The sequence below is a fragment of the Roseovarius dicentrarchi genome (assembly GCF_003316635.1).
GTDB lineage: Bacteria > Pseudomonadota > Alphaproteobacteria > Rhodobacterales > Rhodobacteraceae > Roseovarius > Roseovarius dicentrarchi.
This window is the reverse complement of sequence record NZ_QNQP01000008.1, coordinates 21618-45239: the sequence shown is the minus strand read 5'-3', so window position 1 is coordinate 45239 and position 23622 is coordinate 21618. Positions and strand designations below refer to the sequence as shown.

Genomic DNA, 23622 nt, shown 5'->3' with positions numbered 1-23622 from the left:
AAACGACCCACGACATCCAACAGGAGACGAAGGCGCACATGTCGAAGTTTGAATTCCCCCCCTCAATCACCAGTAGGCCGGTCTGGGGCCAGCTTGAGGCGCGCGCGGGCAAGCATCATCTGATGATCGCCGAGGCCGAAGGCGCCGAAGCGATCCTGGACATCGCCACGCCCGAACTGATGGCGAAAAGCCACATTATATATATTCCTAAAAACACCGATTATGAGGCCAGGCTCAAGGATCTGAACCCCCAGATCCTGCATGTCGGCCCCAGCTATGCCGCATCGCTTCAGCGGATCCGCCGCGTCCTGCAAGGCGCGCATATGGGCCTTCAAGTGTACCTGACCGGCACCGAAGGGATGATGGGCCAGGCCATGAACGAGGCGGTGAATGCCGGTATCCCCCATACCGCCATCCAGACCGAACATCGCGGATCGACGGCACGGCGCATGCAATGCGTCCACTGCAAAGGCATCACCGAAGACGTCGAGCTTGATCCGTTCGTCTGCTCGCATTGCGGGCTGAACCTGTTTGTGCGCGATCACTATTCGCGCCGGATCGCCGCCTATCAGGGCGTTTGTGTCGACGCCGAAGATCCCGGCAACATACCCGAACAAAAGAGGATTTACGAATGAGCGGAGCCACCAAGATCAAGGTGCGCGTCACCGACATCGTCCCCCTGAACGATCTGGTCACGCGCTTTCAGTTCGAGCCGGTAGATGGCGGCCTCTTGCCCACCTTTTCGGGCGGCGCGCATACCGTCGTCGAGATGCAGGACGAGGGCCGCACCCGCCTGAACCCCTATTCGCTGATGTCGGACCCGGCCAATCGCAAGGCATACACCATTTCCGTGCGCCGCGATGACGAAGGGCGCGGCGGGTCGCTGTTCCTGCACCAGAAGGTCAAGATCGGCGACGAGATGGTTCTGTCGAACCCCGTCAACCTGTTCAGTCTGGACCTGCGGGCAAAAAAACACCTGATGATCGCCGGCGGGATCGGCATCACCCCCTTCATGGCGCAGATCAAGCAGCTGGACCGCACCCATGGCAACTGGGAGCTGCATTATGCCGCCCGCAGCGAGGATCTGGCCAGCTACGCGCGCGAGTTGACGTCCGAGCATCCCAATGACGTGCATGTCTACTACGACGTCAAGGGCGAGGCGATCGATCTGGAAAACCTGCTGGATAGCCAGCCGCTGGGCACGCATATCTATGTTTGCGGCCCCAAGGGGATGATCAACTGGGTGCGCAGCACCGCCGCCGAACTGGGCTGGCCGCGCGAGGCAATCCATTACGAGGAATTTCTGGCGCCCAAACCCGGCAAGCCGTTCGAGGTCAAGCTGGCCGTGTCCAACAAGGTCATTCAGGTCGGTGAACACGAAAGCCTGCTGGAGGCGATCGAGAATGCCGGCGTCGATGCGCCCTATCTGTGCCGTGGCGGCGCCTGCGGCCAGTGCGAGACGAACGTGCTGGAATGCGACGGCACCATCATCCACCGCGATCACTGGCTGGAGCCGGAAGAGCACGAAGCAAACGAAAAGATCATGCCCTGCGTCAGCCGCTTTGAAGGCAAGACGCTGGTTCTGGACCGCTAAAATTCACGCCCCGGCCCAAGGCAACACAGCTTGAGGCGCGGGGGCGACAGGGAGGACTGACATGACAATACAATTCAACGACGAGACGTTCCGCGACGATTATTCGTTCCGCAACTCCGCTTGGGCGATCAAACGGTTCCCGTTTCCGTTCGACAAAGACGACTACATGTATTCGGTCAACATGGAGCCGCATGACGGCGGGCGCGACGGGTCGATCTTCAACAACCGTTTCGATGTAGACGAACACTACGTTTCCGAAATGCGCGACCGCGCGCTGGTGCTGGCCGCCGATCCGCTGCGCTGCCAGTCACTGCCGCACATGACTTTGGCGGGCTGGGATCTGCTGGAGTTGATCATGGTGGCCAAGTCCGAGGATTACCCGGACCTGTTCGAGCTGCATCGCGACGGCGACAAATGGCGCTGGGTCAACAAGCCGCTGGGCATCGACGACACGTTTACCTTCCTTGACGACAGCACCCTGCCCTACGGCCCGATGGAGTACATTACCCGCCAGACGCAGGGCGATTTCGCCCTTCTGGACCAGCGTGACGACAATCTGTGGATGGATGCGGGCATGATCACCACCCAGGCGGACTGGAGCCTGGATTTTGACATCGGCATGAACTTCTTCGAGTGGCACGCGCCGGTGCCGCTGGCCGCCGAGAAGGGCATTTTCGTGCGCGCGCTGAAATTCCTTCTGAACATCCAGCAAGGCAGCCCGGCCCGCCGCCTGAATTGGACAATGACGGTCAACCCGCTGCTGGATACCAGCCCTGAAAACTATCACAAATGGGGCGTTCAGAAGACCACTTTGACGCCCGAGAATATCGGCGCCAAGCAGCATCTGCGCGTCGAATTACAGACCTTCTTCCGCCTGCCGCGCTCGAACGCGATGGTGTTCCCGATCCGCTGCTACCTGTGCGCCTTTCAGGATCTGATGACTGTGCCGAAATGGGGCCGCCGCCTGCACCGCGTTATCCGCGATCTGCCGGACGAGCTGGCCGAATACAAAGGTTTCATCGCCAACAAGCCGCTGATGCTGGATTATCTGTCGAAATTCGACGACGGTCTGCCCACATCGCCCGGCATCTGGCCCGATCTGGAAACCGAGCCGCCGCTGCAAAAATAACCGCAGCGCCATAATGAAAAGCGGGCCGATTGGCCCGCTTTTGTCGTTTCAGCAAAGGGTGGCTGCCTCAGTCTTCCTTGCGCATCTTCTTTGGCGCCCCGCTGGAAATATCGGTGCCGATATATTCGTGCCCGCCCTCTTTCCACGCGGCCATTCCGCCTTCCATGTGGGCGATCCGGTCGATCCCGGCCTCAAGGCACATCGCCGCCGCCTTGCCGGACCGCACGCCCGACCCACAATGCAGCACGATCCGCTTGGCGCCCTGACCCGGCAGGCAGTCGGGGCGAAACTCCTGCAACGCCATCAACAGCGCGCCGCTGATTCGCTCAAGCGCGTGCTCCTGCGGTGTGCGGACGTCGATCAGCACCAGTTGCTCGCGCGCCTCCGCGACTTCGGCGGGGGTCCAGACGTCGATTGTGCCATTTTCGGTCTTTTCCGTCTTCATTTCGGTTTCCTTTCAGTGTCCTTGTGCTGGGTCAATGCCGCAGCAGATATTCGCGATGCGTCTGCTCTCGGCTTTGTGTAAACTGTTTTACGATCAGATGCGAAAGGACGCCCATGTCGCTGGCCCAAAGCACCGCTGCCTTTACCGCCCAGACACCGATGAGCGCCACGGTGCAGGCGGTTGTCGACACCATTTTCAGCCGCATCCGCAGCGGCGAATACGCGGTGGACGAGCGATTGCCATCCGAACGCACGTTGTCCTCGGATCTGGGCGTGGCCCGCAACACCGTCCGCGAGGCGCTGGAAGTTCTGGAGAGTCATGGCCTGATCCGCCGCCGCGCCGGCAGCGGCAGTTTCGTCAATCCCCAGACCAAAGGCGCGCCCGAATCCTCGCATAGCGAAATCGCGGCCAGTTCCAGCCCGTTGGATTTGCAGGTGATCCGCGGCATTCTGGAGCCAGATATGGTGCGTCTTGCCGTGGTCAACATGACCCCGCGCGACATCGAAGCGTTGGGCGAAATCCTCAGCCAGATCGAAGCGGTCCAGACCGATGCAGACGCCTTTGTCCGAATCGAAGAGGCGTTCTATCGCCGCATCGCCATCGGCACCGGCAACCCCCTGATTGCCGGCTGTTACGATCTGGTCATTGACGCATGCCGTCAAAGTTTTCGCACGGCGCAGCTACGCCGCCACCTGACCCCCGCACGGATTGAGGATTATCAAAGACGTTACAACAGCTTGTTCAACGCCATCGCGTCACGTGATACCGATGCTGCGGTTGAATACATCAAGCTTCACTTGATCGAAGAACAGCGCCAGCTACTTCAGGAATGCTGAGCGCACTTCCTGACAGTCTAAAAACTTTCCCCGAAGTGCCAAATTTCTTGACAGAACGAGAGGCGCCCGGTTGAATTGGTCCAAACCAAAAGAACCGGGCAAGCAGATCGGTTTAAACCAACGGGAGTTTTCTATGAAGAAACGTATCGCAATTCTGGGCGCCGGCCCTTCGGGACTGGCACAACTGCGCGCCTTCCAATCCGCCAAGGAAAAAGGCGAGGACATCCCCGAGATTGTCTGCTTTGAAAAGCAGGATGATTGGGGTGGCCTTTGGAATTACACGTGGCGCACAGGTGTAGACCAGTACGGCGAGCCGGTTCATGGATCAATGTATCGCTACCTGTGGTCAAACGGCCCCAAGGAAGGTCTGGAATTCGCCGATTATTCGTTCGAGGAGCATTTCGGCAAGCAGATCGCCAGCTATCCGCCCCGCGAAGTGCTGTTCGACTATATCAAGGGCCGCGTCGAAAAGGCCGGCGTGCGCGATCTGATCCGGTTTGAAACGGTCGTGCGCTACGTCAAGAAGGTGGGCGACAAGTACGAGGTCACCGTCTGCCATCTGCCCGAGGATCACGTTTACACCGAGGAATTTGACCACGTCATCTGCGCCACCGGCCACTTCTCCACGCCCAACGTGCCGGAATTTGACGGTTTCGATAAATTCCCCGGCCGCATTCTGCATGCGCATGATTTCCGCGATGCGATGGAGTTTGTGGATCAGGACATCCTGATCATCGGCACATCCTATTCGGCCGAGGATATCGGCAGCCAGTGCTGGAAATACGGCGCCAAGTCGATCACCGTCAGCCACCGCACGCAGCCAATGGGCTTCAAATGGCCCGATAATTGGGAAGAAGTGCCGCTGCTTACGCGTGTTGACGGCAACATCGCCCATTTCAAGGACGGAACGTCCAAGCGCGTGGACACGATCCTGCTCTGCACCGGGTACAAGCATAATTTCCCCTTCATGGTTGATGGGCTGTGCCTGGCTACCGCCAACCGTCTGGCCACTGCGGACCTTTACAAGGGGGTTGCCTGGGTGCATGACCCGACCCTGTTCTATCTGGGCATGCAGGACCAGTGGTTCACCTTCAACATGTTCGATGCGCAGGCATGGTGGGTGCGTGACGCGATCATGGGCAAGATCGAGATCCCCAGCAAAGCCGAGATGGAAAAGGACGTTGCCGACCGCATCGCCGCCGAGGATGCCGGCAAGGATGATTACGACGCGATCACCTATCAGGCCGAGTATATCAAGGAACTGATCGCCGAAACGGATTACCCCAGCTTTGATGTTGATGGTGCCAAGGAGGCGTTCTTTGCCTGGAAGGGGCACAAGAAGGAAGACATCATGACCTTCCGCAACAACAGCTATAGATCGGTCATCACCGGCACCATGGCGCCCAAGCACCACACGCCATGGAAGGACGCCATGGACGACAGTTTGGAAGTTTACCTTCAGAACTGATCAGGCTCCAAATGACAGCATGGAAAAACGCGGTGAGCAATCGCCGCGTTTTTTGTTTCCCATCAAGCACTGGAGGGGAGTGCAGAAAACTATGGAAATCAAACCGTTTGGAACAGCATACTTGACGTATGTTAATGCGCCCCATACCCAAGATCAGCGACAATAAAGCCAACAATTTCTGGGAGACGCTCCATGTATAAGAATATTCTCGTCCCGATCGTTTTCGACAGCAAGCTGGATAACTCCAAGGGGCTTCAGGTGGCGAACAGGGTTGGCACGGATGACGCCAAAACCACGCTGCTTCATGTGATCGAACGCCTGCCCAACTACGTTCTGCCCTACGTGCCAGAGGATACGGCAAAGGCCCGCCGCGTCGAGCTGCTGTCCGAAATGGAGAACCTGCTCAGGGATTTCTCGAACGCCGAAGGCAAGATTGTCACGGGGCATCCGGGCCGCACGATACTTGATTATGCCAATGAGAACGCGATTGATCTGATCATCGTCAAATCCCATCGTCCCGGCTTCGAAGATTACTTTCTGGGCAGCACAGCCAATTATATCGTCCGGCACGCGAAATGTGCCGTTCATGTCATCCGCTAGCCTGGCGACCCGCATAGGCGCAGTATAGACCCAAGACATTCCGCAGGGGCCATATCCAAGAACGGCCCCTGCCCTTACAGACGCGCCAGACGCTTGCTGTCGGCGCCGACGACCGCGCCATCATTGACCAGTACCAGCGCCACACGGCGCAGCGTGGCGCGCAGGCGGTCAACATGCGGCCCGCTATGGCCCAGATCATCCAGCGCCCGGTCCATCAGCAGCAGCCAGTCTTCTGCGTCTTTTTGCATGATGGGAATATGTTCGTGGATCAGCTTCACGTTCATATGGCCGTGAAGTTCTTTGTAGTACTGCCGCCCCCCGAAAAAACCGCAGAGAAAATTGAACTGCTGCTTGCGGGTGGCGGCCAGACCGTGCCCATCCATGTGAAGGCGCACGATCTGTGCGCCTTCGGGGGTGGATTCAACCAGATCATAGAAATGCTCGACAAGCTCTTTCAGAGCGTCTTCTCCACCAAGTTTATCAAGCACTGTCTGGGTCATGAGCGGGGGCGTTCCTTTTTGGGGTCATATGCCGCAAAGGGTACTATGGTTGCCGGCAGGCGTTTTTGATGTCCGTCAAGCTTGCCGACTTCTACCTCGGTTCCGAACTCGGCATGATGGACGTCCACGCGGGCCAGCGCGATATTCTTGCCCAAGAGCGGCGAGATCATCGAGGAGGTCACCTCCCCGATCTGGGCGCGGCCGATATGGATGCAATCGCCATGGCCCACCTGCACCTTGCTGTCGATTTCCAGTCCGACCATCTTGCGCACCGGGTTTTCCTTGCGCCGGATCAGGGCATCGCGGCCGATGAAATCGTCCTCCTTGGATTTCAGCGGCACGGTAAAGCCGACGCCGGCCTCGAACGGGTCGGTCTGATCGCTGAAATCATACCCGGCAAAGATCAGCCCGGCCTCGATGCGCACCATATCCAGCGCCTCCAGCCCCATCGGCTTGATCCCGAATTCCTGGCCGGCCTCCCAGATGGCGGTGAAAATCTCGTGGCAATCCTTGGGGTGGCACATCACCTCATAGCCCAGCTCGCCGGTATAGCCTGTGCGCGATACAACGAAGGCAGTGCCGGTTTCGCTGTGCAGGCGTGCAGGCGTGAACCGGAACCAGCCCAGCTGATCAAACTCGGGGTTATGCGGCGCGGTCCAGACCAGCTTGCGCAGCAGATCGCGGCTGTTGGGGCCTTGCACGGCGACGTTGTGCAGCTGGTCCGTGGACGAGCGGATCAGCACCTTCAGCTCCAGCTTTTCCGCAATTTCGCGGATCCACTCTCCGCCATAATCGGTGCCGCCGATCCAGCGGAAATTGTCCTGGCCCAGACGGAACACGGTGCCGTCGTCGATCATGCCGCCATGCTCATAGCACATCGCGGTATAGACAACGCCGCCAATGGCCAGCGTCTTCATGTTGCGCGTGAATACATACTGGCACAGCTTTTCCGCGTCCGGCCCGGTAATTTCGAACTTGCGCAGCGGGCTGAGATCCATGATCGCAACCTTCTGGCGGCAGGCCCAGTATTCCTCGATCGGGCCCGTCTCGGCAAAGCAGTTGGGCAGCCAATAGCCGTTATACTCAACGAAGTTGCGCGTCAGCTTGGCGAAGTTATCGTGGAATCCGGTTTCTTTGGTCATCTTCGCCTCTGCATTGGGTGTCGAGCGGTATGCGATAGACCGCGAGAATTTTTCGGTTCCGCTATAGGTGCGGATGTGGATATCGGTCGGGTTCCAGCCGTTGGCGGCAGTGGTATCATCCGGGCATGCCGAACTGACGCAGACAATATCGGTCAGCGCACGCAGCAGCACATAGTCGCCGGGCCGCGACCAAGGCTCGTCCGTGTAAAGAACCCCGTGATCGTCAATGTTGGTGTTGAAGAAAAAGTTGATCGCCATCCAGCCGGGGCGCCCGGTCACGTTGTACGAGGCCAGCGCATTGTTGAAATTGGTCGAGCAGTTTACATGCCCCGGATAGCCGATGTCGTTATAATATTTCTCCGAGCAGGCCATCGCAAACGCGTCATGGCGCCCGCAGGTATCCTGAATCACCTCAACCAGAGGCAGCATTTCCTGATCATAGTATTTCGCATGAAGGCCCGGCATCGGATAGGAGTGATGCATCAGCGTGCGGGTCGTGGTCACGTCCAGCGCATGCTCGATCCCCTTGTCCAGCTTGGACGCCGAAAAGCATTCGAAATCGGTACATTGACGGCCATCTACATCCTGGATCTGGATGTAGTCGCCCGCCTTGACGAAATACGCCTCGGCGGTGGCGCTGTGCACGCGGATGCTTTGCAGCGGGTCGGCCAGCGGCTCGGGCAGCTCGAACTTGGTATGACGTTTGATGACCGCCCGCGTCACCATCAGCGTCAGCGGCGTCAATGTATCCTGCGCCTCGAAATCCATCGCGTCGCCGGGTGCGGCGACGATCAGCACGCCGTCACGCTCCACCGCAAAGCTCTGCTCGGCCTTGGCGGGCGTGTTGCCATCCCAGAAACGATGCGCCTTGGCCTTGGACAGGTCCAGATTGCGGGCCTCCAGCCCCATCCGCAACCCACGCAGCGACTGATCGCTGCCCGACAGCAGCGATTTCAGGCCGGACGCGTCGCTGTTGGGCGCGCCGCCGATCATGCCGGGGTCAATGCGGCCCGTCTCGTCCGCTGCGACTACCTCGCAAGGCTGGCCGCCTTCGGTGTTCGAGATGGTGAACCGATCACCCGCCTCAATGCGGATCAGGATCGCGCCGCCCCCTTCGACCACGTATCGTTCGACACCGGGAGGCATTGAAAACACCCTCGGTTCGATGATTTTACTGGGACGTGGCGGACCGGGCTGGACCCTGGCGTAAATATCGTCGAGCATCTCAAAACCTCGCGCAGCGATGCATCCTTTGCACCATTGGAATAAATATTTAACTCAGAGAATAACTTGAAAAGCAATGGTAAAGAATGCGAGCCTGCCGAATTATGAACGCGTATCAAATCAATTTTACCACGGCGTACTTTTACGTGATTTTCAAAGGCTGCATTCGTGCAAGCAATGCCGGAAAATACGCGCCGCCGCGTAATGTGATTTCGTCCTTGTTACAGCCGCCTACGGTCTTCGCAGGCCATCAGCCCGAGGCATTTTCATGAGTTCACTGGTCTTCGGCCTTGTCGCTGCGCTGTGCTGGGGCTTGCATGATATTTGTGTCCGATATGTATCGCAGCGCGGCGGGATCCTGTCTGCCCTGACATCGGTATTGATCATCGGCACGGTGATTCTGGTGCCGCCCGCCATTGCCTTGGGCGGATGGGACACGATGACGTTGGGCGCGGTTGCGCTTGCCGCCGCCGCAGGCGTTGCGTTCTTTCTGGCCTATATCGGCCTGTATCACGCGTTCGAGATTGGGCCAGTGCGGCTGGTCGCGCCGGTCATCGGCGCTTATCCGATCCTGTCGGTCGGCTGGGCGGCGCTGTCGGGGCAGCCGGTGCCGTGGGATCAGTGGGTTGCCGTGGGCGCCGTCATTTCAGGCGTCGCCATCGTGGGCCTTCTGACCGGCGCCGGCGAAAGCCACGGGAACAAGCGCGCGGCCATCCTGTGGGCGATGCTGGGCGGCGCGTCTTTTGCCGCCACCTTTGCGCTGGGTCAGGCGGCGGCGGATGCCAGCGCCGAAATGCCGGTGATTTTCGTCACGCGGCTGGTCGCCTCGCTGGTGGCGGTTGCACTGATGCTGGCCACGGGCGGCCTGCGCTGGCCCAGCAGAGGAACGTTGCCGATGCTGGGTGCGATGGGGGTGCTGGATTGCGTTGCGCTGGGGATTGTCATCGCTGCTGCCGGTATGGCGCGGCCTGAATTTGCCTCGGTCGCGGCGTCCACATTCGGCATGATTACCGTCATTCTGGCCTGGGCAATCCTGCGCGAGCGCATGACAGCGGGGCAGTGGATGGGTGTGCTGCTCACCTTCGCCGCTATCGGGTATCTGGCGCTTTAACGGCCGGGCTGCCAGCCGCGCTGATCGGGGATGAACAGGCGTAGCGTATCGCCCACGGCAACGCGCCCCTCGCGTTCAACCCAGGCGGTAACACCGCGCCGCCCCTCGGCCGCCTGTTTGAACGCGCGGCCCATGCCGGGGCGTTCGGCGTCGATCACTTTAGCGGGCAAATGGCAGGGGCGGTTCTGCATGTCCACCACCATCGCGGCGCCGTCCGGCGCTTGCAGCCGGGAGGACGGCGGCACGTGGCTGAAATCAGCGATCCCTTCCACAACCATGGACGCGCCAAGCCAGCTTGGGTCCAGCGCGTCCGTCCCCATGGCCTGCGCAATAAGCGCCAGCTCTTCGGCGGATACGATCGAGATTTGCCGCGTATTTGCGATCACCGTGCCACGTTGATACAGCGCGGCAACGCGGCTGCATGACGGGCGCGTTTCGCCGCCGTGAAATTCGCCCGGCACGCCGGCAAATGTCAGCGCCGCGTCCTGCATCGGCACCGAGCGCAAATCCGCCTCGCTGTTCGCAACGCAGCCCAGCCATGTGATGCGGGCAGTGTGTTCGGTCGGGATGATGGCAGGCATTCGGAACGCTCCGGGCTGAGTTTGCCTCTACGGGCTGACCCCGCATATCACGATAGCGGCGCGGCAAAGTCAAACACCGTTGCAGCGATCCGGACTGTGATCAGCGGTCAAACCGTCAGAGTAAAAAACAGCCGGCGGAAGGGGAACAGAACCGACCCGTCCGGGCGCAGCGGATAGGCGGTTCTCATCACCTCCTCATAGCGCGCGATCAGTGTCGCCCGCTCGCCGGGGTCCAGCGCATCCAGAACGGGGCGCGCATATGTGGCCTCGGTATAGCGGCGCACCGGGTGGCTGTCCGCCTCGGCGCTCAGGCGCTGGTAATACTCGGTTTCCCACATCCGAAACCGGCCCTTTGGGGTCAGCAGCGTATCGTATTCCACCGGGGTCAGGATCCCCGGCATCCCGCAGGTGTCGATACGGCCGGGAAACAGATCCTCGGCCAGGGTCAGCCAGACACGGTGCGAGGGCGCGTTGTTCTGATGGGGCAGTTGCACCGCAAGCGTGCCCCCCTTGCGCAGCATATCCGCAATGCGCGGCATCAGGCGCCGGTGATCGCCCAGCCAGTGCAGCGCCGCGTTGGAAAAAATCAGGCCCGGCGCCCGTTGCGGGTGCCATTCGCGTATATCCGCCTGCTGCACGCTGGCATAACCCTTGGAGGCGCGCGCCTTTGCCAGCATCGCGGGCGACGCATCCACACCGATCACGTCGCGCCCCATCGCCACCTTGGATAACGCGGCGCCCATCTGGCCCGCGCCGCACCCCAGATCAATCACATCGCCAGGGCCAATCTGATCCACCGCATTCAGCAGATCCATCGCCGGGCGCAGCCGCAAGTCCTGAAACCGCGCGTAGGCGCGCGGGTTCCAATCCGATGCGGGCGTGTGGCCTGCGGCGCTCACGCTGTAGGTTCCGGCTCCATCCCGCCGTCGCCGCGCGGCGTCTTGGGCTTGGTCTTGGGAATGGCGGTCAGGGACGGCGCGCTGCCTGCGTCGCTGTCATCCTCATCGTCGCCTGCCTTTGGCGAATCGCCTCGGGCGACGCGCTGAATCTCCTCGCCGGTGAGCGTCTCATATTCCAGCAGCCCTCCGGCCAGTCGGGTCCAGTCTTCTTTCTTCTCCGTCAGGATGCGGTGCGCAGTCTCATACGCCTCGTCAATCAGGCGCTTGACCTCGGACTCGATCAGCTCCTTCGTCGCGGCCGAGATGGAGAAACTGCCGGCGCCTTGGCCCGAATACCCCTCATGCGCGCCCTGATAGTCGATATTGCCCACCTTGTCGGACATGCCCCAGCGCAGCACCATCGCGCGCGCCAGCCCGCTGGCCTGCTGAATGTCGCCCGCCGGCCCGTTGGAGACGTCATCCGCGCCGTATTTGATAATCTCAGCCGCCTTGCCGGCCATTGTCATCGCCAACTTTTGCTCACATTCCGACCTGTGCCAGTTCAGCCGGTCGATTTCCGGCAGGGACACAACCATGCCCAGCGCGCCACCGCGCGGGATGATCGTGGCCTTGTAGACCGGATCGCACTTCGGCAGCGCCAGACCGACGATGGCATGACCCGCCTCGTGATAGGCCGTCTTTTCCTTCTGGTCCTGGGTCAGGACCATGCTGCGCCGCTCAGCGCCCATCATGACCTTGTCCTTGGCCATCTCGAAATCTTCCATCGTCACAAATCGGCGGCCCAGACGCGCGGCCATCAATGCGGCCTCGTTCACCAGGTTCGCCAGATCCGCACCGGAAAATCCGGGCGAGCCGCGCGCGATGATGCGCAAATCGACATCAGGGCCAAGCGGCGTCTTGCGCGCATGCACGCCAAGGATCTTCTCGCGGCCTTTGATGTCGGGGTTCGGCACGGTCACCTGACGGTCAAACCGGCCGGGACGCAGAAGCGCGGGGTCCAGAACATCCTTGCGGTTGGTCGCCGCGACGATGATGACGCCCTCATTGGCCTCAAACCCGTCCATTTCCACCAGAAGCTGGTTCAGCGTCTGCTCGCGCTCGTCATTGCCGCCGCCGTGACCGGCGCCGCGGTGACGGCCAACCGCGTCAATCTCGTCGATGAAGACGATGCAAGGCGCGTTTTTCTTGGCCTGCTCGAACATGTCCCGCACGCGGGAGGCCCCCACGCCGACGAACATTTCAACAAAGTCAGAGCCTGAGATGGTGAAAAACGGCACGCCCGCCTCGCCCGCAATCGCGCGCGCCAGCAGGGTCTTACCGGTGCCCGGAGGGCCGACCAGCAGCGCACCCTTGGGGATCTGTCCGCCAAGGCGGCTGAACTTTTGCGGATTGCGCAAAAATTCAACGATCTCTTCCAGCTCTTCCTTGGCCTCGTCGATGCCCGCCACGTCATCGAACGTCACGCGGCCCGATTTTTCGGTCAGCATCTTGGCCTTGGATTTGCCAAAGCCCATCGCGCCGCCCTTTCCGCCGCCCTGCATGCGGTTCATGAAATAGATCCACACGCCGATCAGCAGGAGGAACGGCAGCAGGCTGAGCAGGAAGGTCTGGAAGCCCGATTGCTGCTGCGCCTTGGCCGTTACGGGAATACCCTTGTCGATCAGGGTCTGCGTGATGTCGGCGTCGCTGGGCTTGATGGCGCTGTAATCCTTGCCGTCGGATTTGCGGAAGGTCACGTTTTCGCCGTCCAGCGTCACGTTTGTCACAGCGTCATCCTGAACCGCTGCCACGAACTCGGAATATTTCACCGACTGGCTCTGCAACGCGCCGCCCGAGCCACTGAAAAGGTTGAACAGCGCCAAAACCAGCAGGAACAGGACCAGCCAGAAGGCGATATTGCGTGCGTTGCCCAAGGAAATTCTCCCAATCTACGTCTCCCGGCGCATAGCACGCGGGGCTTGCTCTTTAAATAGAGATCATGGACCCATCTTCAATGCGATAATAGCATTGCCCGCAAATCAGTCTGCGTGCGGCAAAGCTGTGCAGTCCATCCGTTCGGGTATCCGGCCAGCGGTGCCGCGATCAGATCGGCGCCCCGCCAGATGGCCGGCGAGGCCTCGATCGAGTGCAGCGGCAAACCCGCCTTGCGCCAGTCAGGGCAGGCCATGCGCCCCTTCAGCCCCAGGGCGCAGACGCGCGCGCCCGGCATCTGCGGTCCGGTCAGCCGCCAGCGCCCGTCCCACAGCGCATCAGGCGCGGCAGAGGTCTGACGCACTGCGGCGAATTCACGCGCCAGACGGATCACGCCGGATGCGGTGGTCACGCGGCAGCCCGCCAGCGTTCCACCGCGTCCGGCAGACAGCGCCGCCAGCAGCCGGTCCAGATCCGGGCCGCGCGCGCCATACTGCGCGCCGTTGATCCAGCGCAGCCCGGCCGACAGGATGCGGCGCGCGATATCGGGGCGCAGCGCCGCAAAACCTGCGGCTGGCATCAGCAGATCGCCTTGCTGAACAGTCACCAGCGCCCGCGCCTCGGCGGCGGCGTAATGGGCCAATGTGGCGCGCGCCTTGCCCAAGTGCTGCGCCACGTCGGCCAGCGCGTCAGGCGTCACCCCCACCGGCACAAGCGCGTCCAGCGCGATCCGCGCCTGCGTGCGGCGGTACCGCCCGTCGGTGTTGCTGGGGTCGTCAATCCACCCGACCCCGCGTTCGGCCAGATACCGGCGCAGCTCGGCGCGGCGGGCCGCCAGAAGGGGCCGGTGCAGGGTAATATCGCCTTCGGGGCGCCGCGCGGGCATGGCGGCCAGACCGTCGACACCGGCCCGGCGCGCGAGGCGCATCAACAGCGTTTCGGCGACGTCATCCTGCGTATGCCCCAGCGTAACGCCCGCCAGCCCGTGCGCCGCGGCCCAGTTGGCCATCAGCGCATAGCGCGCGCGGCGCGCTTCGGCGGCCAGATTGCCCTGACCGGTCCAGCCGTCCCATGTCAGCGTGTCATGCGCGATGCCAAGACCCGCACAGATTTTCGCAACCTGCGCCGCCTCACCTGCCGACGCCTGACGCAAGCCGTGGTCGACGGTCACGCAGCGCAGCGGCGCGCCGCCCCACGCCGCCATCAGGTGCAGCAGGGCCAGCGAATCGCTGCCGCCCGACACGGCGATGCCAAGCGGGCGGGCGTCATTTTCAAAGTGCTGCGCGATCCGCGCGGCGGGACTGGCCGCAATCGGGGCCGTCACTGACAGCCGATAGCCTGCATTTCGCCGCGCGCCTCGGCGCCGGACGGATCGCCCGGAAACCGGGTTTCGACCTCGGCCAATGTCTGGCAGGCGGCATCGTTCTGGCCCAGACGGCCAAGCGCACGGCCCAGCCGGAACAGGGACGCGGGCGCCTGCGGCCCTGACTTGTCCGCCGAAAACGCATCAAGGTAGGATTTCGCTGATGCCTTGGTATCGCCTGCCGCTTCCAGGGCCTGCCCGCGCATCAGGTGCGCGCGCGGGGCAAGCGGACTGCCGGGGTAGTTTTGCAGGAACGTCGCAAACTGCTCGGCCGCCAGCGCCGTGTCGCCCGCCGCAAATGCGGCCTCGGCGGCGTCGAAATCCGCAAGCTCGCCCACCGCCAGGGATTCGGACGGCTCGGCGCTGCTGCCCGCCGGCTGAATGGCCGGCGCGCTGGCGCCGCCACCCGATTGCGGCATGTCGCCGCCGCCCAGCGTCGTCGTCTCGCCCAATGCGGTGGTATCGCCGCCCTCCAGCTCGACCAGGCGGTATTCCAGATCGCCAAGGCGGTTGGTGCCGTCGGTGACAATGCTGTTGATGCGCTGCTGCATCTCTTCGGTGCGCGCGGTCAGGCGCTGCAATTCGCCCTCGATCGCGCCGACGCGGTCCAGGACCGACCCCGAGGTGTTCAGATGCCCTGCCGCGCCTGTCGTGCTCAGCTCGCGCCGCAGCTTTTGCACCTCGACATACAGCACGGACATTTCCTGCCGTATGTCCGCCAGCGTCGCCGCGCGATCCTGCGCAAGGGCAGGCGTGGCGAACGCAATCGTTGCAGTCAGGATCAGCGTGGCAAGGCGGCGCATGGGCAATCTCCGGTCAGTTTATGTGAAGCGCGTCAGCTGTTCGCGCCGGCCGAAATGATGGTCACGGCGCGGCGGTTCTGGGAATAGCACGCCTCGTTGCTGCAAATCTCGATCGGGCGCTCCTTGCCATAGCTGACGGTGCGCAGACGGCCGGCGGGAACACCCTTGCCGATCAGATATTCCTCGACCGAGTTGGCACGGCGTGCGCCCAGCGCAAGGTTGTATTCGCGCGTGCCCTGCTCATCCGCGTGACCTTCGATGACTGCGTTATAATCGCGGTTGGTCATCAGCCATTGCGCCTGACCGTCCAGCGTGCGCTGGCCTTCGGGTGTCAGGTTGTAGGTGTCGATCACGAACAGCACGCGGTCGCCAACGGTCTGCTGGAAATACGCAGGCGAGCGGGGATCGGAGGCCGATCCATCCATGCCCGCGCCCATCCCGGCACCCATGCCGCCATTCAGCCCGGCGGCGTCATCGGCGCCGAAACGGTTGGGGTTGGTGCAGGCGGCCAGCGCCAGACCGGCGCAGAGAAGTGTCACTGTCTTCAGGAAGGTCATCGTCATGCCTCGCTCGGTATAATGTTATGCGCCGTGTGGCGCGTGGTTTTCGCTGTTCTATCATGCCGGGCGGTGCAAGGGAAACGCCCCGCGCGCCGCCCGGCGGAAATCTATTGCAGGGGCGACCACGACGGATCGCTGGCGCCGCCGCCGGTGGTGACAGCGCGCAGGTTGCGCCCGGTGATGTCCACCGAATAAAGGCCGGCCTGCCCCGAAGCGCCCTGGGTTTCGCGGGTAAACATGATGACGCGGCCATTGGGCGCCCATGTTGGCCCCTCATCCAGGAACGATGCGGTCAGCAGCCGTTCCTCGCTGCCATCGGTGCGCATGACGCCGATGTGAAAGCGGCTTTTGCTTTGCTTGGTGAAGGCGATCAGATCGCCGCGCGGCGACCAGACCGGCGTGCCGTAATTGCCCTCGCCGTTCGAGATGCGCTGCGCCTCGCCGCCGCTTGCGCTCATTACATAAAGCTGGTTGCGGCCTGTGCGGTCCGACTCGAACACGATCCGGCTGCCATCCGGGCTGTAGCTGGGGGCGGTTTCGATCGACGGCGCGCTGGTCAGGCGCTGGCTGGCGCCTGAATTGATATCCATCGTGTAGATGTCGGTATTGCCGCCCGATTCGACCGAATACACCACCGTCTGCCCATTGGGCGCAAACCGTGGTGCAAAGCTCATCGTGCCGTCCTGCGACGGCAGCGACCTGCGGTTCACGCTGGCCACGTCCAGTACGTAGATACGGGGAAATCCGCTTTCGTAGCTGGTGTACAAAATGCGGTCGCCGGTGGGGGAAAACCGCGGTGCCAGAACCAGCGATGCGCTGTCGGTCAGATAGGACACATTGGCGCCGTCATAATCCATGATCGCCAGACGCTTGGCGCGCTGATCCTTTGGCCCGGTTTCCGAGACGAACACGACGCGGCTGTCAAAATAGGCGCCCTCGCCCGTGATGCGGCTATAGACCTGATCGGCGATCTTGTGCGCGATCCGGCGCCAGCCCGCTTCGGTGCCGGCAAATTGCTGACCCGTGCCCAGCTCCTGCCCCGAATAGACGTCCCAGACGCGGAACTGCACCGTCAGGCGCCCGGATGCGTCCGTATCGACGGCGCCCGTCACCAATGCCTGCGCGTTCACGGCCTTCCAGTCGGCGAACTGCACCGGGCTGGAAAAGCTGGTGACCCGGCTGATATGCGCGCTGGCGGGAATTTCGCGGAAAAGGCCGGTGCCGCTGAGATCGGCGGCGATCAGGTTCGTGATGTCCTGCGCCACCTGCCCGCTGGTGCCGCTGCCGGGCACGAAACCCGGCACGGCAAACGGCAGCGGTTCAATCACGCCCTCGGTGATTTCCAGCCGCAAGGGGCCGTTCTGCGCCTGGACCGGGGCGGCAACCGCGCTTGCGCAGAGGGCCAAAACAGCCAGAAATCGCGGGGCCAGAAATCGTGCCATCATTTGATCCTCATATTCTCGGGGTTAAATACCAGTTCCACATTGCGCCATGACGCGTATTTTTCAACCGGCAGGTCAAATCCGCGCCCGCCGCAGCGGATGATCGCCCGCTGCGCCGCCTCAAACGCCTGCTTGGCCGCGCCCGACGTGCCGCCGGAGGAGGCGATCATGCGGATCGTGCCGTTGATCGGCTTTCCATCCTCGGACATCTCGAACGCCACCGTGACCGTGGTGGCCAGCGCGTCCGAGCTGAGCGATCCAACGTTCCAGCAGCTTTGCACGGCAATCCGCATGCCTTCCTTTTCGCCAAAGGTCAGCGGCGGGCCTGCGGGGGCCGCCGTGCTGGGCGCCGGCGCCTCGGATGCGGCACCCAGCGCGGCGGCCAGCGCATCCTCGATCCCGGCGCTGTCGGCGGCGGGTGCGGGTGCAGGCGCGGGCGCCGGATCGGGCGCAGGCGCGGGCGCCGGATCGGGTGCGGTTTGCGGCGCCGCCTCGGCGGTTTGGGTTTCAGGCTCGGGCGCCCGGGCCGGGCGGTTTGGACGCGATTTCGGGCGAACGGACCTGGACGGCGCGGCCTGCTGCGCCTCGGTCACGATTTCGGTCGCGGCAGCCTCGGGCGCGGTCGCCTCTGCCTCCTCGCGCGGGGTTTCGGCGTCGGCGTCCGGCACGGCCTCTTCGCGCACGATGTCGTCGACGGCTGTATCCGGCTCGGGCGGGGCGACCTGTTCAGGCGCGACACGTTCGGCGGGGCGCTGCTGCGGGCGCAGCAACGTGTCGGGAACCAGCGCCGCCATGTCCTGCGCGGGCTGCTCCATCACCGGCGGGGCATCCGACACCTCGGCCTCGGCGGGGGGTGCGGGCGGCTGCGGTGCGGGATCGGGCGCCGCCTCTGGCGCGGCTTCGGGCGCGGGCGCCTCGGGTGCGGCATCAGGTGCGCTAGCCAGATCCGGCGCATCCTGCGGCACCTGGGGCTCCACCGGGGCGGGCGGCGCGATTTCCGCCTCGGGGGCAGGATTGGCCGCGCCCGACACGATGGCGGCATATTCCTCATAGCTGACGGCGGTAACCTCGGTCACCTGAAAATCCATGGGGTCGGACATGGACCAGCCGCCAAACAGCAGCCAGCCGATCAGGCCGATATGGCCTGCCCCCGATATGATTTGACCCGTGTTCACTGCGCCGCGCGCCTCAGCCTTCGGGCGCGTCCAGCGACGGGCCGCCCGTATCCGTCACCAGACCGATATTATCAAACCCACCCTTGTTGAGCGCGCCCATGATCTGCACCACGTCCGAATACGGCACCGCACCGTCGGCGCGCAAAAATACACGGTCGCCGTCCCGTTCCGCCGCGATGGCGCGCAGGCGCCCGATCAGATCGGCACGGTCCACTTCGGTTGTCTGGATCGTGACGATGCCCTCGGCCGTCAGCGTGATCGTCAGCGGCTCTTCCTGTTCGCCCGGCAGCGAATTGGCCGCCGTTTTCGGCAGCTCGATCGGGATGCCGACCGTCATCAAAGGCGCGGCCACCATGAAGATGATCAGCAGCACCAGCATCACATCGACAAACGGCGTGACGTTGATTTCCGCCATCGGGCGCGCACGGCTGCGCCCCCGCCTGCGCCGCTTGCCCCCGCCCGAGTTTTGAACCGCTGCACCCATGGCCTAGCTGTCCAACTGGCGGCTGAGAATGGTTGCAAACTCATCGGCGAACGCCTCGTAACCCGCGACGATGCGGTCTGAATCCGCGCTCAGCTTGTTGTAGAAGATAACCGCCGGAATCGCGGCCAGAAGGCCCAGCGCGGTGGCCAGCAGCGCCTCGGCAATGCCGGGGGCCACAACGGCGAGGCTGGTATTTTGCGACGCGGCAATGCCGATGAACGCGTGCATGATACCCCAGACGGTGCCGAACAGCCCGACAAAGGGCGCGATGCTGCCCACCGTCGCCAGAACCGTCAGCCCGGACTGCAACGCCTCTGATTCCTTGGCGATGGCCACGTCCATGCTGCGATCGATGCGCGCGGTCGCGCCGGCGATCATGCCGCCATCGGTGCGGTGGCTGCGGCGCCATTCCATCATGCCCGACGCAAAGATGCGCTGCGACTGGCCGGCCGGATCGGTGCCGATCTGCTCGAACAGCTCGTCCAGCGGCTCGCCCGACCAGAATTGCCGGTCAAACGCCTCCGCTTCCCTGCGCGCCTTGCGGTACAGGATCAGCTTCTGCACGATGATCGACCACGCCCAGAAGGACGCGCCAATCAGCAACAGCATGACCAATTTTACGATGAACGTCGCCTGCGCAAACATGCCCCACATGGACATGTCTATATCCTGCGCCAGCGCGAGGGTTTCTGCTTCCATCTGCCTGCTCTTTTTTATGCGGCCCGGTTGCATGTGGGCCCTGTTTCGCGCGACGCTAGCCTAATCACTGGATAAAATCCAACGCCATCGCTGGATCGCACGCAAAATTGAGCTATCAGTGCAGCAGCAGGCGGATATTTGCCGGAAGCCGGGCAGGATGGCCGGTATCGGTCACGCAGACGATGGTGACAGCAGCAGAAAATACCGCCTCGCCCGCGCGGCTGACCTGCTGGCGCAGCACCAGCCGCGCGCCGGTGACGGACTGCACATCGGTGCGCACCTCAAGCCGGTCATCAAAGCGCGCGGCCAGAAGATAATCCGCCTCAATGCGCCGGACGGCGAAAACCACGCCCTCCTCCTCTTTCATCGCGCGCTGATCTATGCCGAGATCGCGCACCCAGTCGCTGCGCGCCCGCTCGATGAATTTAAGATAGTTGGCGTGATAGACGATACCGCCCATGTCGGTATCTTCATAATAGATGCGGATCGGGAAAACATGGCTCATACCCGGCACCCTAGACAGCAGACGAAAGCGCGGCAACCACCGCCGTTTCCCGCGCGTCCGGCCCGCTCAGTTGCGGCCTATCCGCGCAGAGAGCCGAAGCGCGTGCGACGCATCCTGCGCGCAATCGGGCAAGACAGGGTCATAAGCGGCCCGGATCACGTCGGAAATATCCGGCCGCAGCATTGCCGCGTCCTGCCCCGGTACCAGCGCCAAGGGCGAGCGGTCCTGAAACGCGGTGTCCGACCATGAAAGGATGGTCTGCGCTGCCTGGCTCAGCGCCAGCGTCTCGGCCGGAACCGCCGCCAGATGCGCGTCCATGCGCAAAAACACGAATGCCGCTTTGATCGCGCCGGCCGCTTCAAACCGGAAAATGCGATACTGATTGGCATCCGCGGCCTGCAACCGCGCGACCAAAGGCTCCAGATCCGGGATCATCCGGCCCAGGTCCGGCAGATCCAGCAGCTCGTCCCAATCGCGAAAGAAGAACACCATCAGATTAACGCCCAGCTCGGGGTCCGTTTCGGCGGTATCGTGGCCTGCCAGCGTTGTCACCGCCTCGATCGCGCCCTTTATGATGGGCAGGGTCGCATCATCGACACCGAAAACCACCGGCGCGATGGGGCGCCCCCAGCGCGCGCATAAATAAGTGCCGTCGCTGCGGGTGAATAATGGTTCGATCTGGTCAGGGTTCATGGATATCTCCTGCATGGCGCCGCGAACGCATCGCCCGATTCTGAGCGGCCCGGTGCGCGGCCCGGGCGCCTCTCGTGCGACGCTTTATGGATTGAACCGAATAATGGGTATTTTCACCAAGAAAAAGCCACTGCCGGGAATTTCATCTTGGTTCAAATACTCATTTTCCCGCACGCGCCAGATGCATCATCCGTCGAACAGATCAGTCTGGCCCGCAGGTTTTGGCGGCGCGATGCCCAAATGGGTCCACGCCCGCTGCGCCAGCATCCGTCCGCGCGGCGTGCGTTGGATCAGGCCCTGCTGAAGCAGATAGGGCTCGATCACCTCCTCCAGCGCATCGCGCGATTCAGACAAGGCCGCGCTGAGGGTTTCGATCCCGACAGGACCGCCCTGATACGCCTCGGCGATCAGGGTGAGGTAGCGCCGGTCAGCGCTGTCCAGACCCAGGTGATCGACGCCCAGCCGCGTCAGAGCAGAATCGGCCAATGCGCGCGTGATCGTGCCGTCGCCGTCGACCAGTGCAAAATCGACCACGCGGCGCAGAAGACGCCCGGCGATGCGCGGTGTGCCACGCGCGCGCAGGGCAATTTCGCGGGCGCCATCGGTTGCGCAGGGGATGGACAGCAGCGCCGCGTTTCGCACGACGATTTCGTGCAATTCGTCCACCGTGTAGAATTGCAGCCGGGTCGGGATGCCGAACCGGTCGCGCAGCGGTGTCGTCAGCAGCCCCAGCCGCGTGGTGGCGCCAACCAAGGTGAACGGGGCAAGCTCGATCCGCACGGTGCGCGCAGCGGGGCCTTCGCCGATGACAAGGTCCAGCTCGAAATCCTCAAGCGCGGGATACAGCACCTCTTCGACCGCCGGGTTCAGGCGGTGAATCTCGTCGATGAACAGAACGTCGTTACGCTCCAGATTGGTCAGGATTGCGGCCAGATCACCGGCCTTGGCCAGTACCGGGCCGGATGTCATGCGAAACCCGACACCCAGCTCACGCGCCATGATCTGCGCCAGAGTGGTCTTACCCAGGCCGGGCGGCCCGTGAAACAGCGTGTGATCCATCGCCTGACCGCGCTGGCGCGCCGACTGGATGAAGACGCGCAGATTTGCGCGTGCCTCGGCCTGTCCGATGAATTCGCTCAAGGCTTGCGGGCGCAGGCTGCGCCCCTCATCCTCGGCCAGTTTTTCGGGTCGCAGGGTGGGGTCCGGGCTGGTGGTCATCGCGGCGGCCTCATCCCTTGGGTGCCAGCAGCTTGAGCGCGGCGCGGATCAGGCCAGCCACATCAGCCTCGGGCGCATCACCTGCGGCCTGCGCGACCGCGCCCACAGCCTCGCCGGGGGCATAGCCCAGATTGGTCAGCGCTGACAACGCTTCGGCCTGCGGTCCGGGCCCGGCGGGCACGGGGCGCGGCGCAGATGCGGGAGTATCGGCGTCGATCACATCGCCCCCGTGAGGCGCCGGAGCCGTGGCGGCACCTGCGCCCATCGCCATGATTTCAGGCGCCTTGTCCTTCAGCTCATTGACGACGCGCTGTGCGGTTTTCGGGCCGATACCTTTGGCCGCCTTGACCGAGTTCCAGTCGCCCAGCGCAATGGCGCGCCCGACGCCGTCCGGGCCAAGTGTGCCGAGGATCGCAAGGCTGGCCTTGGCGCCGACGCCCTGCACGCTCATCAGCAGGCGATGCCATTCCTTTTCGACCAGAGTGGTAAAGCCGTAGAGTTGCAGAAGATCCTCGCGCACCAGCAGATCCGTATAGAGCGCCGCGTGTTCGCCCGCGCGTGGCAGCGCCTGCATCGTGCGATCCGAGCAGAACACCAGATAGCCAACACCGCGCACATCAATCAGCACGTGATCGGCGGCGCGATAATCAATGCGTCCCGCGATGCGCCCGATCATGCCAAGGCTCCTTTCAGTGATGCGCGGGCGATGCGCGCCCGGCTGGCCGCGTGATGCGCGTGGCAAATTGCGATGGCCAGCGCATCGGCGGCGTCGGGACCGGTCAGCACCGCGCCGGGCAGTTGCATTTTAACCATATGCGCGATCTGGTCCTTGGTCGCATGGCCGACGCCAACAACCGTCTTTTTCACCGTGTTGGGCGCGTATTCCCCCACGTCAATCCCGTATTGCGCGGGCGCCAGCAGCGCGATACCGCGTGCCTGCCCCAGTTTAAGCGTGCCGGCGCCGTCCTTGTTGACGAATGTCTGCTCGACCGCCGAGGTATGCGGCGCATATTGGGTCAGTATCGCGCTGAGTTGCTGAAACAGCGACAGCAGCCGGACCGGAAGGCCGTCGCCGGCCGAATGCAGGGTGCCGTTGGCAACATGGCTCAGCCGACTGCCATCGACGTCGATCAACCCCCAGCCCATATTCCGCAACCCCGGATCAATGCCTAAAACCCGCATGATGTCCTGCCCCTGCCCGCCCGTTTGTGTCCGGCTTTCCGAATGCCTAGCACGAAAC

At 62.9% G+C, this 23622-nt stretch carries 25 protein-coding genes; 7 read left to right on the top strand and 18 right to left on the bottom strand.

The window, feature by feature from the left end; genetic code table 11:
* The first annotated feature begins 38 nt into the window (after positions 1-38).
* The 3 genes from DQ230_RS07665 to DQ230_RS07655 all read left to right on the top strand — a co-directional run bounded on the left by DQ230_RS07665 (position 39) and on the right by DQ230_RS07655 (position 2723).
* The gene (locus DQ230_RS07665) at positions 39-635 is read left to right on the top strand and encodes a dimethylamine monooxygenase subunit DmmA family protein (RefSeq protein ID WP_113911994.1); all 597 of its coding nucleotides are present in this window, start codon (positions 39-41) and stop codon (positions 633-635) included.
* Entirely contained in the window at positions 632-1594 is a 963-nt protein-coding gene (locus DQ230_RS07660; protein ID WP_113911993.1) for a PDR/VanB family oxidoreductase, read from the top strand. Before DQ230_RS07665 ends, DQ230_RS07660 begins: the two co-directional genes overlap by 4 nt.
* Positions 1595-1655: 61 nt before the next feature.
* Positions 1656-2723 carry a heme-dependent oxidative N-demethylase family protein gene (locus DQ230_RS07655; protein WP_113911992.1) on the top strand — a complete coding sequence of 356 codons (1068 nt, stop codon included), beginning with the start codon at positions 1656-1658 and terminating at the stop codon, positions 2721-2723.
* Between the two features lie 67 nt (positions 2724-2790).
* Here DQ230_RS07655 and DQ230_RS07650 read toward each other — a convergent pair whose 3' ends face one another.
* Entirely contained in the window at positions 2791-3168 is a 378-nt protein-coding gene (locus DQ230_RS07650; protein ID WP_113911991.1) for a rhodanese-like domain-containing protein, read from the bottom strand.
* Between the two features lie 113 nt (positions 3169-3281).
* Between DQ230_RS07650 and DQ230_RS07645 the strand changes: the two genes are divergently transcribed.
* The 3 genes from DQ230_RS07645 to DQ230_RS07635 all read left to right on the top strand — a co-directional run bounded on the left by DQ230_RS07645 (position 3282) and on the right by DQ230_RS07635 (position 6072).
* A complete protein-coding gene (locus tag DQ230_RS07645; RefSeq protein WP_113911990.1) occupies positions 3282-4004 on the top strand; it encodes a FadR/GntR family transcriptional regulator in 723 nt (240 codons plus the stop codon).
* Between the two features lie 133 nt (positions 4005-4137).
* A complete protein-coding gene (locus DQ230_RS07640; protein WP_113911989.1) occupies positions 4138-5472 on the top strand; it encodes an NAD(P)-binding domain-containing protein in 1335 nt (444 codons plus the stop codon).
* A gap of 192 nt (positions 5473-5664) precedes the next feature.
* Positions 5665-6072: a universal stress protein gene (locus tag DQ230_RS07635; protein WP_113911988.1), complete on the top strand. Its 408-nt coding sequence runs from the start codon at positions 5665-5667 to the stop codon at positions 6070-6072.
* A 74-nt stretch (positions 6073-6146) separates the two neighbouring features.
* Here the strand turns inward: DQ230_RS07635 and DQ230_RS07630 are convergent, their stop codons facing one another.
* Both DQ230_RS07630 and DQ230_RS07625 read right to left on the bottom strand, forming a co-directional pair.
* The gene (locus DQ230_RS07630) at positions 6147-6572 is read right to left on the bottom strand and encodes a group II truncated hemoglobin (RefSeq protein WP_113911987.1); all 426 of its coding nucleotides are present in this window, start codon (positions 6570-6572) and stop codon (positions 6147-6149) included.
* Positions 6569-8938: a trimethylamine N-oxide demethylase gene (locus DQ230_RS07625; protein ID WP_113911986.1), complete on the bottom strand. Its 2370-nt coding sequence runs from the start codon at positions 8936-8938 to the stop codon at positions 6569-6571. Before DQ230_RS07625 ends, DQ230_RS07630 begins: the two co-directional genes overlap by 4 nt.
* Positions 8939-9206: 268 nt before the next feature.
* Here DQ230_RS07625 and DQ230_RS07620 point away from each other — a divergent pair, with 268 nt between their 5' ends.
* Positions 9207-10049, top strand: a complete 843-nt coding sequence (locus DQ230_RS07620) for a DMT family transporter (RefSeq protein WP_113911985.1) — start codon at positions 9207-9209, stop codon at positions 10047-10049.
* Here DQ230_RS07620 and DQ230_RS07615 read toward each other — a convergent pair.
* From DQ230_RS07615 to ruvC, 15 genes are all read right to left on the bottom strand, one after another.
* On the bottom strand, positions 10046-10630 hold the full coding sequence (locus tag DQ230_RS07615; protein ID WP_113911984.1) for an MOSC domain-containing protein: 585 nt from the start codon (positions 10628-10630) through the stop codon (positions 10046-10048). The genes DQ230_RS07620 and DQ230_RS07615 overlap by 4 nt on opposite strands.
* 107 nt (positions 10631-10737) lie before the next feature.
* Positions 10738-11445, bottom strand: coding sequence for a methyltransferase domain-containing protein (locus DQ230_RS07610; RefSeq protein WP_113912095.1), 708 nt, complete (start codon positions 11443-11445; stop codon positions 10738-10740).
* A gap of 80 nt (positions 11446-11525) precedes the next feature.
* Positions 11526-13442, bottom strand: a complete 1917-nt coding sequence (gene ftsH / locus DQ230_RS07605; RefSeq protein ID WP_113911983.1) for an ATP-dependent zinc metalloprotease FtsH — start codon at positions 13440-13442, stop codon at positions 11526-11528.
* Between the two features lie 77 nt (positions 13443-13519).
* Entirely contained in the window at positions 13520-14764 is a 1245-nt protein-coding gene (gene tilS, locus DQ230_RS07600; protein ID WP_238987455.1) for a tRNA lysidine(34) synthetase TilS, read from the bottom strand.
* Positions 14761-15606 carry a tol-pal system protein YbgF gene (ybgF, locus tag DQ230_RS07595; RefSeq protein WP_113911982.1) on the bottom strand — a complete coding sequence of 282 codons (846 nt, stop codon included), beginning with the start codon at positions 15604-15606 and terminating at the stop codon, positions 14761-14763. Before ybgF ends, tilS begins: the two co-directional genes overlap by 4 nt.
* A 32-nt stretch (positions 15607-15638) precedes the next feature.
* The gene (pal, locus tag DQ230_RS07590) at positions 15639-16163 is read right to left on the bottom strand and encodes a peptidoglycan-associated lipoprotein Pal (RefSeq protein ID WP_113912093.1); all 525 of its coding nucleotides are present in this window, start codon (positions 16161-16163) and stop codon (positions 15639-15641) included.
* Positions 16164-16273: 110 nt separating this feature from the next.
* Entirely contained in the window at positions 16274-17608 is a 1335-nt protein-coding gene (tolB, locus tag DQ230_RS07585) for a Tol-Pal system beta propeller repeat protein TolB (protein WP_113912092.1), read from the bottom strand.
* Complete coding sequence (locus DQ230_RS07580) at positions 17608-18783, bottom strand: energy transducer TonB (protein ID WP_113911981.1); 1176 nt, start codon at positions 18781-18783, stop codon at positions 17608-17610. Before DQ230_RS07580 ends, tolB begins: the two co-directional genes overlap by 1 nt.
* A gap of 13 nt (positions 18784-18796) precedes the next feature.
* The gene (gene tolR / locus DQ230_RS07575) at positions 18797-19267 is read right to left on the bottom strand and encodes a protein TolR (RefSeq protein WP_113911980.1); all 471 of its coding nucleotides are present in this window, start codon (positions 19265-19267) and stop codon (positions 18797-18799) included.
* A gap of 3 nt (positions 19268-19270) precedes the next feature.
* Positions 19271-19966: a protein TolQ gene (tolQ, locus tag DQ230_RS07570; protein ID WP_113911979.1), complete on the bottom strand. Its 696-nt coding sequence runs from the start codon at positions 19964-19966 to the stop codon at positions 19271-19273.
* A 115-nt stretch (positions 19967-20081) separates the two neighbouring features.
* Positions 20082-20471 carry a tol-pal system-associated acyl-CoA thioesterase gene (ybgC, locus tag DQ230_RS07565; RefSeq protein ID WP_113911978.1) on the bottom strand — a complete coding sequence of 130 codons (390 nt, stop codon included), beginning with the start codon at positions 20469-20471 and terminating at the stop codon, positions 20082-20084.
* 66 nt (positions 20472-20537) lie between these two features.
* Positions 20538-21164 carry a hypothetical protein gene (locus DQ230_RS07560; RefSeq protein WP_113911977.1) on the bottom strand — a complete coding sequence of 209 codons (627 nt, stop codon included), beginning with the start codon at positions 21162-21164 and terminating at the stop codon, positions 20538-20540.
* A 186-nt stretch (positions 21165-21350) separates the two neighbouring features.
* Positions 21351-22382, bottom strand: coding sequence for a Holliday junction branch migration DNA helicase RuvB (gene ruvB, locus DQ230_RS07555; RefSeq protein ID WP_113911976.1), 1032 nt, complete (start codon positions 22380-22382; stop codon positions 21351-21353).
* A 10-nt stretch (positions 22383-22392) separates the two neighbouring features.
* Positions 22393-23058 (bottom strand): Holliday junction branch migration protein RuvA, encoded by a 666-nt coding sequence (gene ruvA / locus DQ230_RS07550; protein ID WP_113911975.1) that lies wholly within the window; start codon positions 23056-23058, stop codon positions 22393-22395.
* Positions 23055-23564 carry a crossover junction endodeoxyribonuclease RuvC gene (ruvC, locus tag DQ230_RS07545; protein ID WP_113911974.1) on the bottom strand — a complete coding sequence of 170 codons (510 nt, stop codon included), beginning with the start codon at positions 23562-23564 and terminating at the stop codon, positions 23055-23057. The genes ruvA and ruvC overlap by 4 nt, the downstream gene beginning before the upstream one ends.
* Positions 23565-23622: the final 58 nt, after the last annotated feature.

Bases quoted from the DNA above. Each gene is read 5' to 3' on its own strand.
- DQ230_RS07660 (WP_113911993.1), top strand. From the start codon at position 632: ATGAGCGGAGCCACCAAGATCAAGGTGCGCGTCACCGACATCGTCCCC.
- DQ230_RS07665 (WP_113911994.1), top strand. From the start codon at position 39: ATGTCGAAGTTTGAATTCCCCCCCTCAATCACCAGTAGGCCGGTCTGG.
- ruvC (WP_113911974.1), bottom strand. From the start codon at position 23,564: ATGCGGGTTTTAGGCATTGATCCGGGGTTGCGGAATATGGGCTGGGGG.
- DQ230_RS07655 (WP_113911992.1), top strand. From the start codon at position 1,656: ATGACAATACAATTCAACGACGAGACGTTCCGCGACGATTATTCGTTC.
- DQ230_RS07615 (WP_113911984.1), bottom strand. From the start codon at position 10,630: ATGCCTGCCATCATCCCGACCGAACACACTGCCCGCATCACATGGCTG.
- DQ230_RS07640 (WP_113911989.1), top strand. From the start codon at position 4,138: ATGAAGAAACGTATCGCAATTCTGGGCGCCGGCCCTTCGGGACTGGCA.
- pal (WP_113912093.1), bottom strand. From the start codon at position 16,163: ATGACCTTCCTGAAGACAGTGACACTTCTCTGCGCCGGTCTGGCGCTG.
- tolB (WP_113912092.1), bottom strand. From the start codon at position 17,608: ATGGCACGATTTCTGGCCCCGCGATTTCTGGCTGTTTTGGCCCTCTGC.
- tolR (WP_113911980.1), bottom strand. From the start codon at position 19,267: ATGGGTGCAGCGGTTCAAAACTCGGGCGGGGGCAAGCGGCGCAGGCGG.
- ruvA (WP_113911975.1), bottom strand. From the start codon at position 23,058: ATGATCGGGCGCATCGCGGGACGCATTGATTATCGCGCCGCCGATCAC.
- ruvB (WP_113911976.1), bottom strand. From the start codon at position 22,382: ATGACCACCAGCCCGGACCCCACCCTGCGACCCGAAAAACTGGCCGAG.
- ybgF (WP_113911982.1), bottom strand. From the start codon at position 15,606: ATGCGCCGCCTTGCCACGCTGATCCTGACTGCAACGATTGCGTTCGCC.
- DQ230_RS07650 (WP_113911991.1), bottom strand. From the start codon at position 3,168: ATGAAGACGGAAAAGACCGAAAATGGCACAATCGACGTCTGGACCCCC.
- ybgC (WP_113911978.1), bottom strand. From the start codon at position 20,471: ATGAGCCATGTTTTCCCGATCCGCATCTATTATGAAGATACCGACATG.
- DQ230_RS07630 (WP_113911987.1), bottom strand. From the start codon at position 6,572: ATGACCCAGACAGTGCTTGATAAACTTGGTGGAGAAGACGCTCTGAAA.
- DQ230_RS07625 (WP_113911986.1), bottom strand. From the start codon at position 8,938: ATGCTCGACGATATTTACGCCAGGGTCCAGCCCGGTCCGCCACGTCCC.
- DQ230_RS07635 (WP_113911988.1), top strand. From the start codon at position 5,665: ATGTATAAGAATATTCTCGTCCCGATCGTTTTCGACAGCAAGCTGGAT.
- DQ230_RS07620 (WP_113911985.1), top strand. From the start codon at position 9,207: ATGAGTTCACTGGTCTTCGGCCTTGTCGCTGCGCTGTGCTGGGGCTTG.
- DQ230_RS07610 (WP_113912095.1), bottom strand. From the start codon at position 11,445: ATGGATCTGCTGAATGCGGTGGATCAGATTGGCCCTGGCGATGTGATT.
- DQ230_RS07560 (WP_113911977.1), bottom strand. From the start codon at position 21,164: ATGAACCCTGACCAGATCGAACCATTATTCACCCGCAGCGACGGCACT.
- tolQ (WP_113911979.1), bottom strand. From the start codon at position 19,966: ATGGAAGCAGAAACCCTCGCGCTGGCGCAGGATATAGACATGTCCATG.
- DQ230_RS07645 (WP_113911990.1), top strand. From the start codon at position 3,282: ATGTCGCTGGCCCAAAGCACCGCTGCCTTTACCGCCCAGACACCGATG.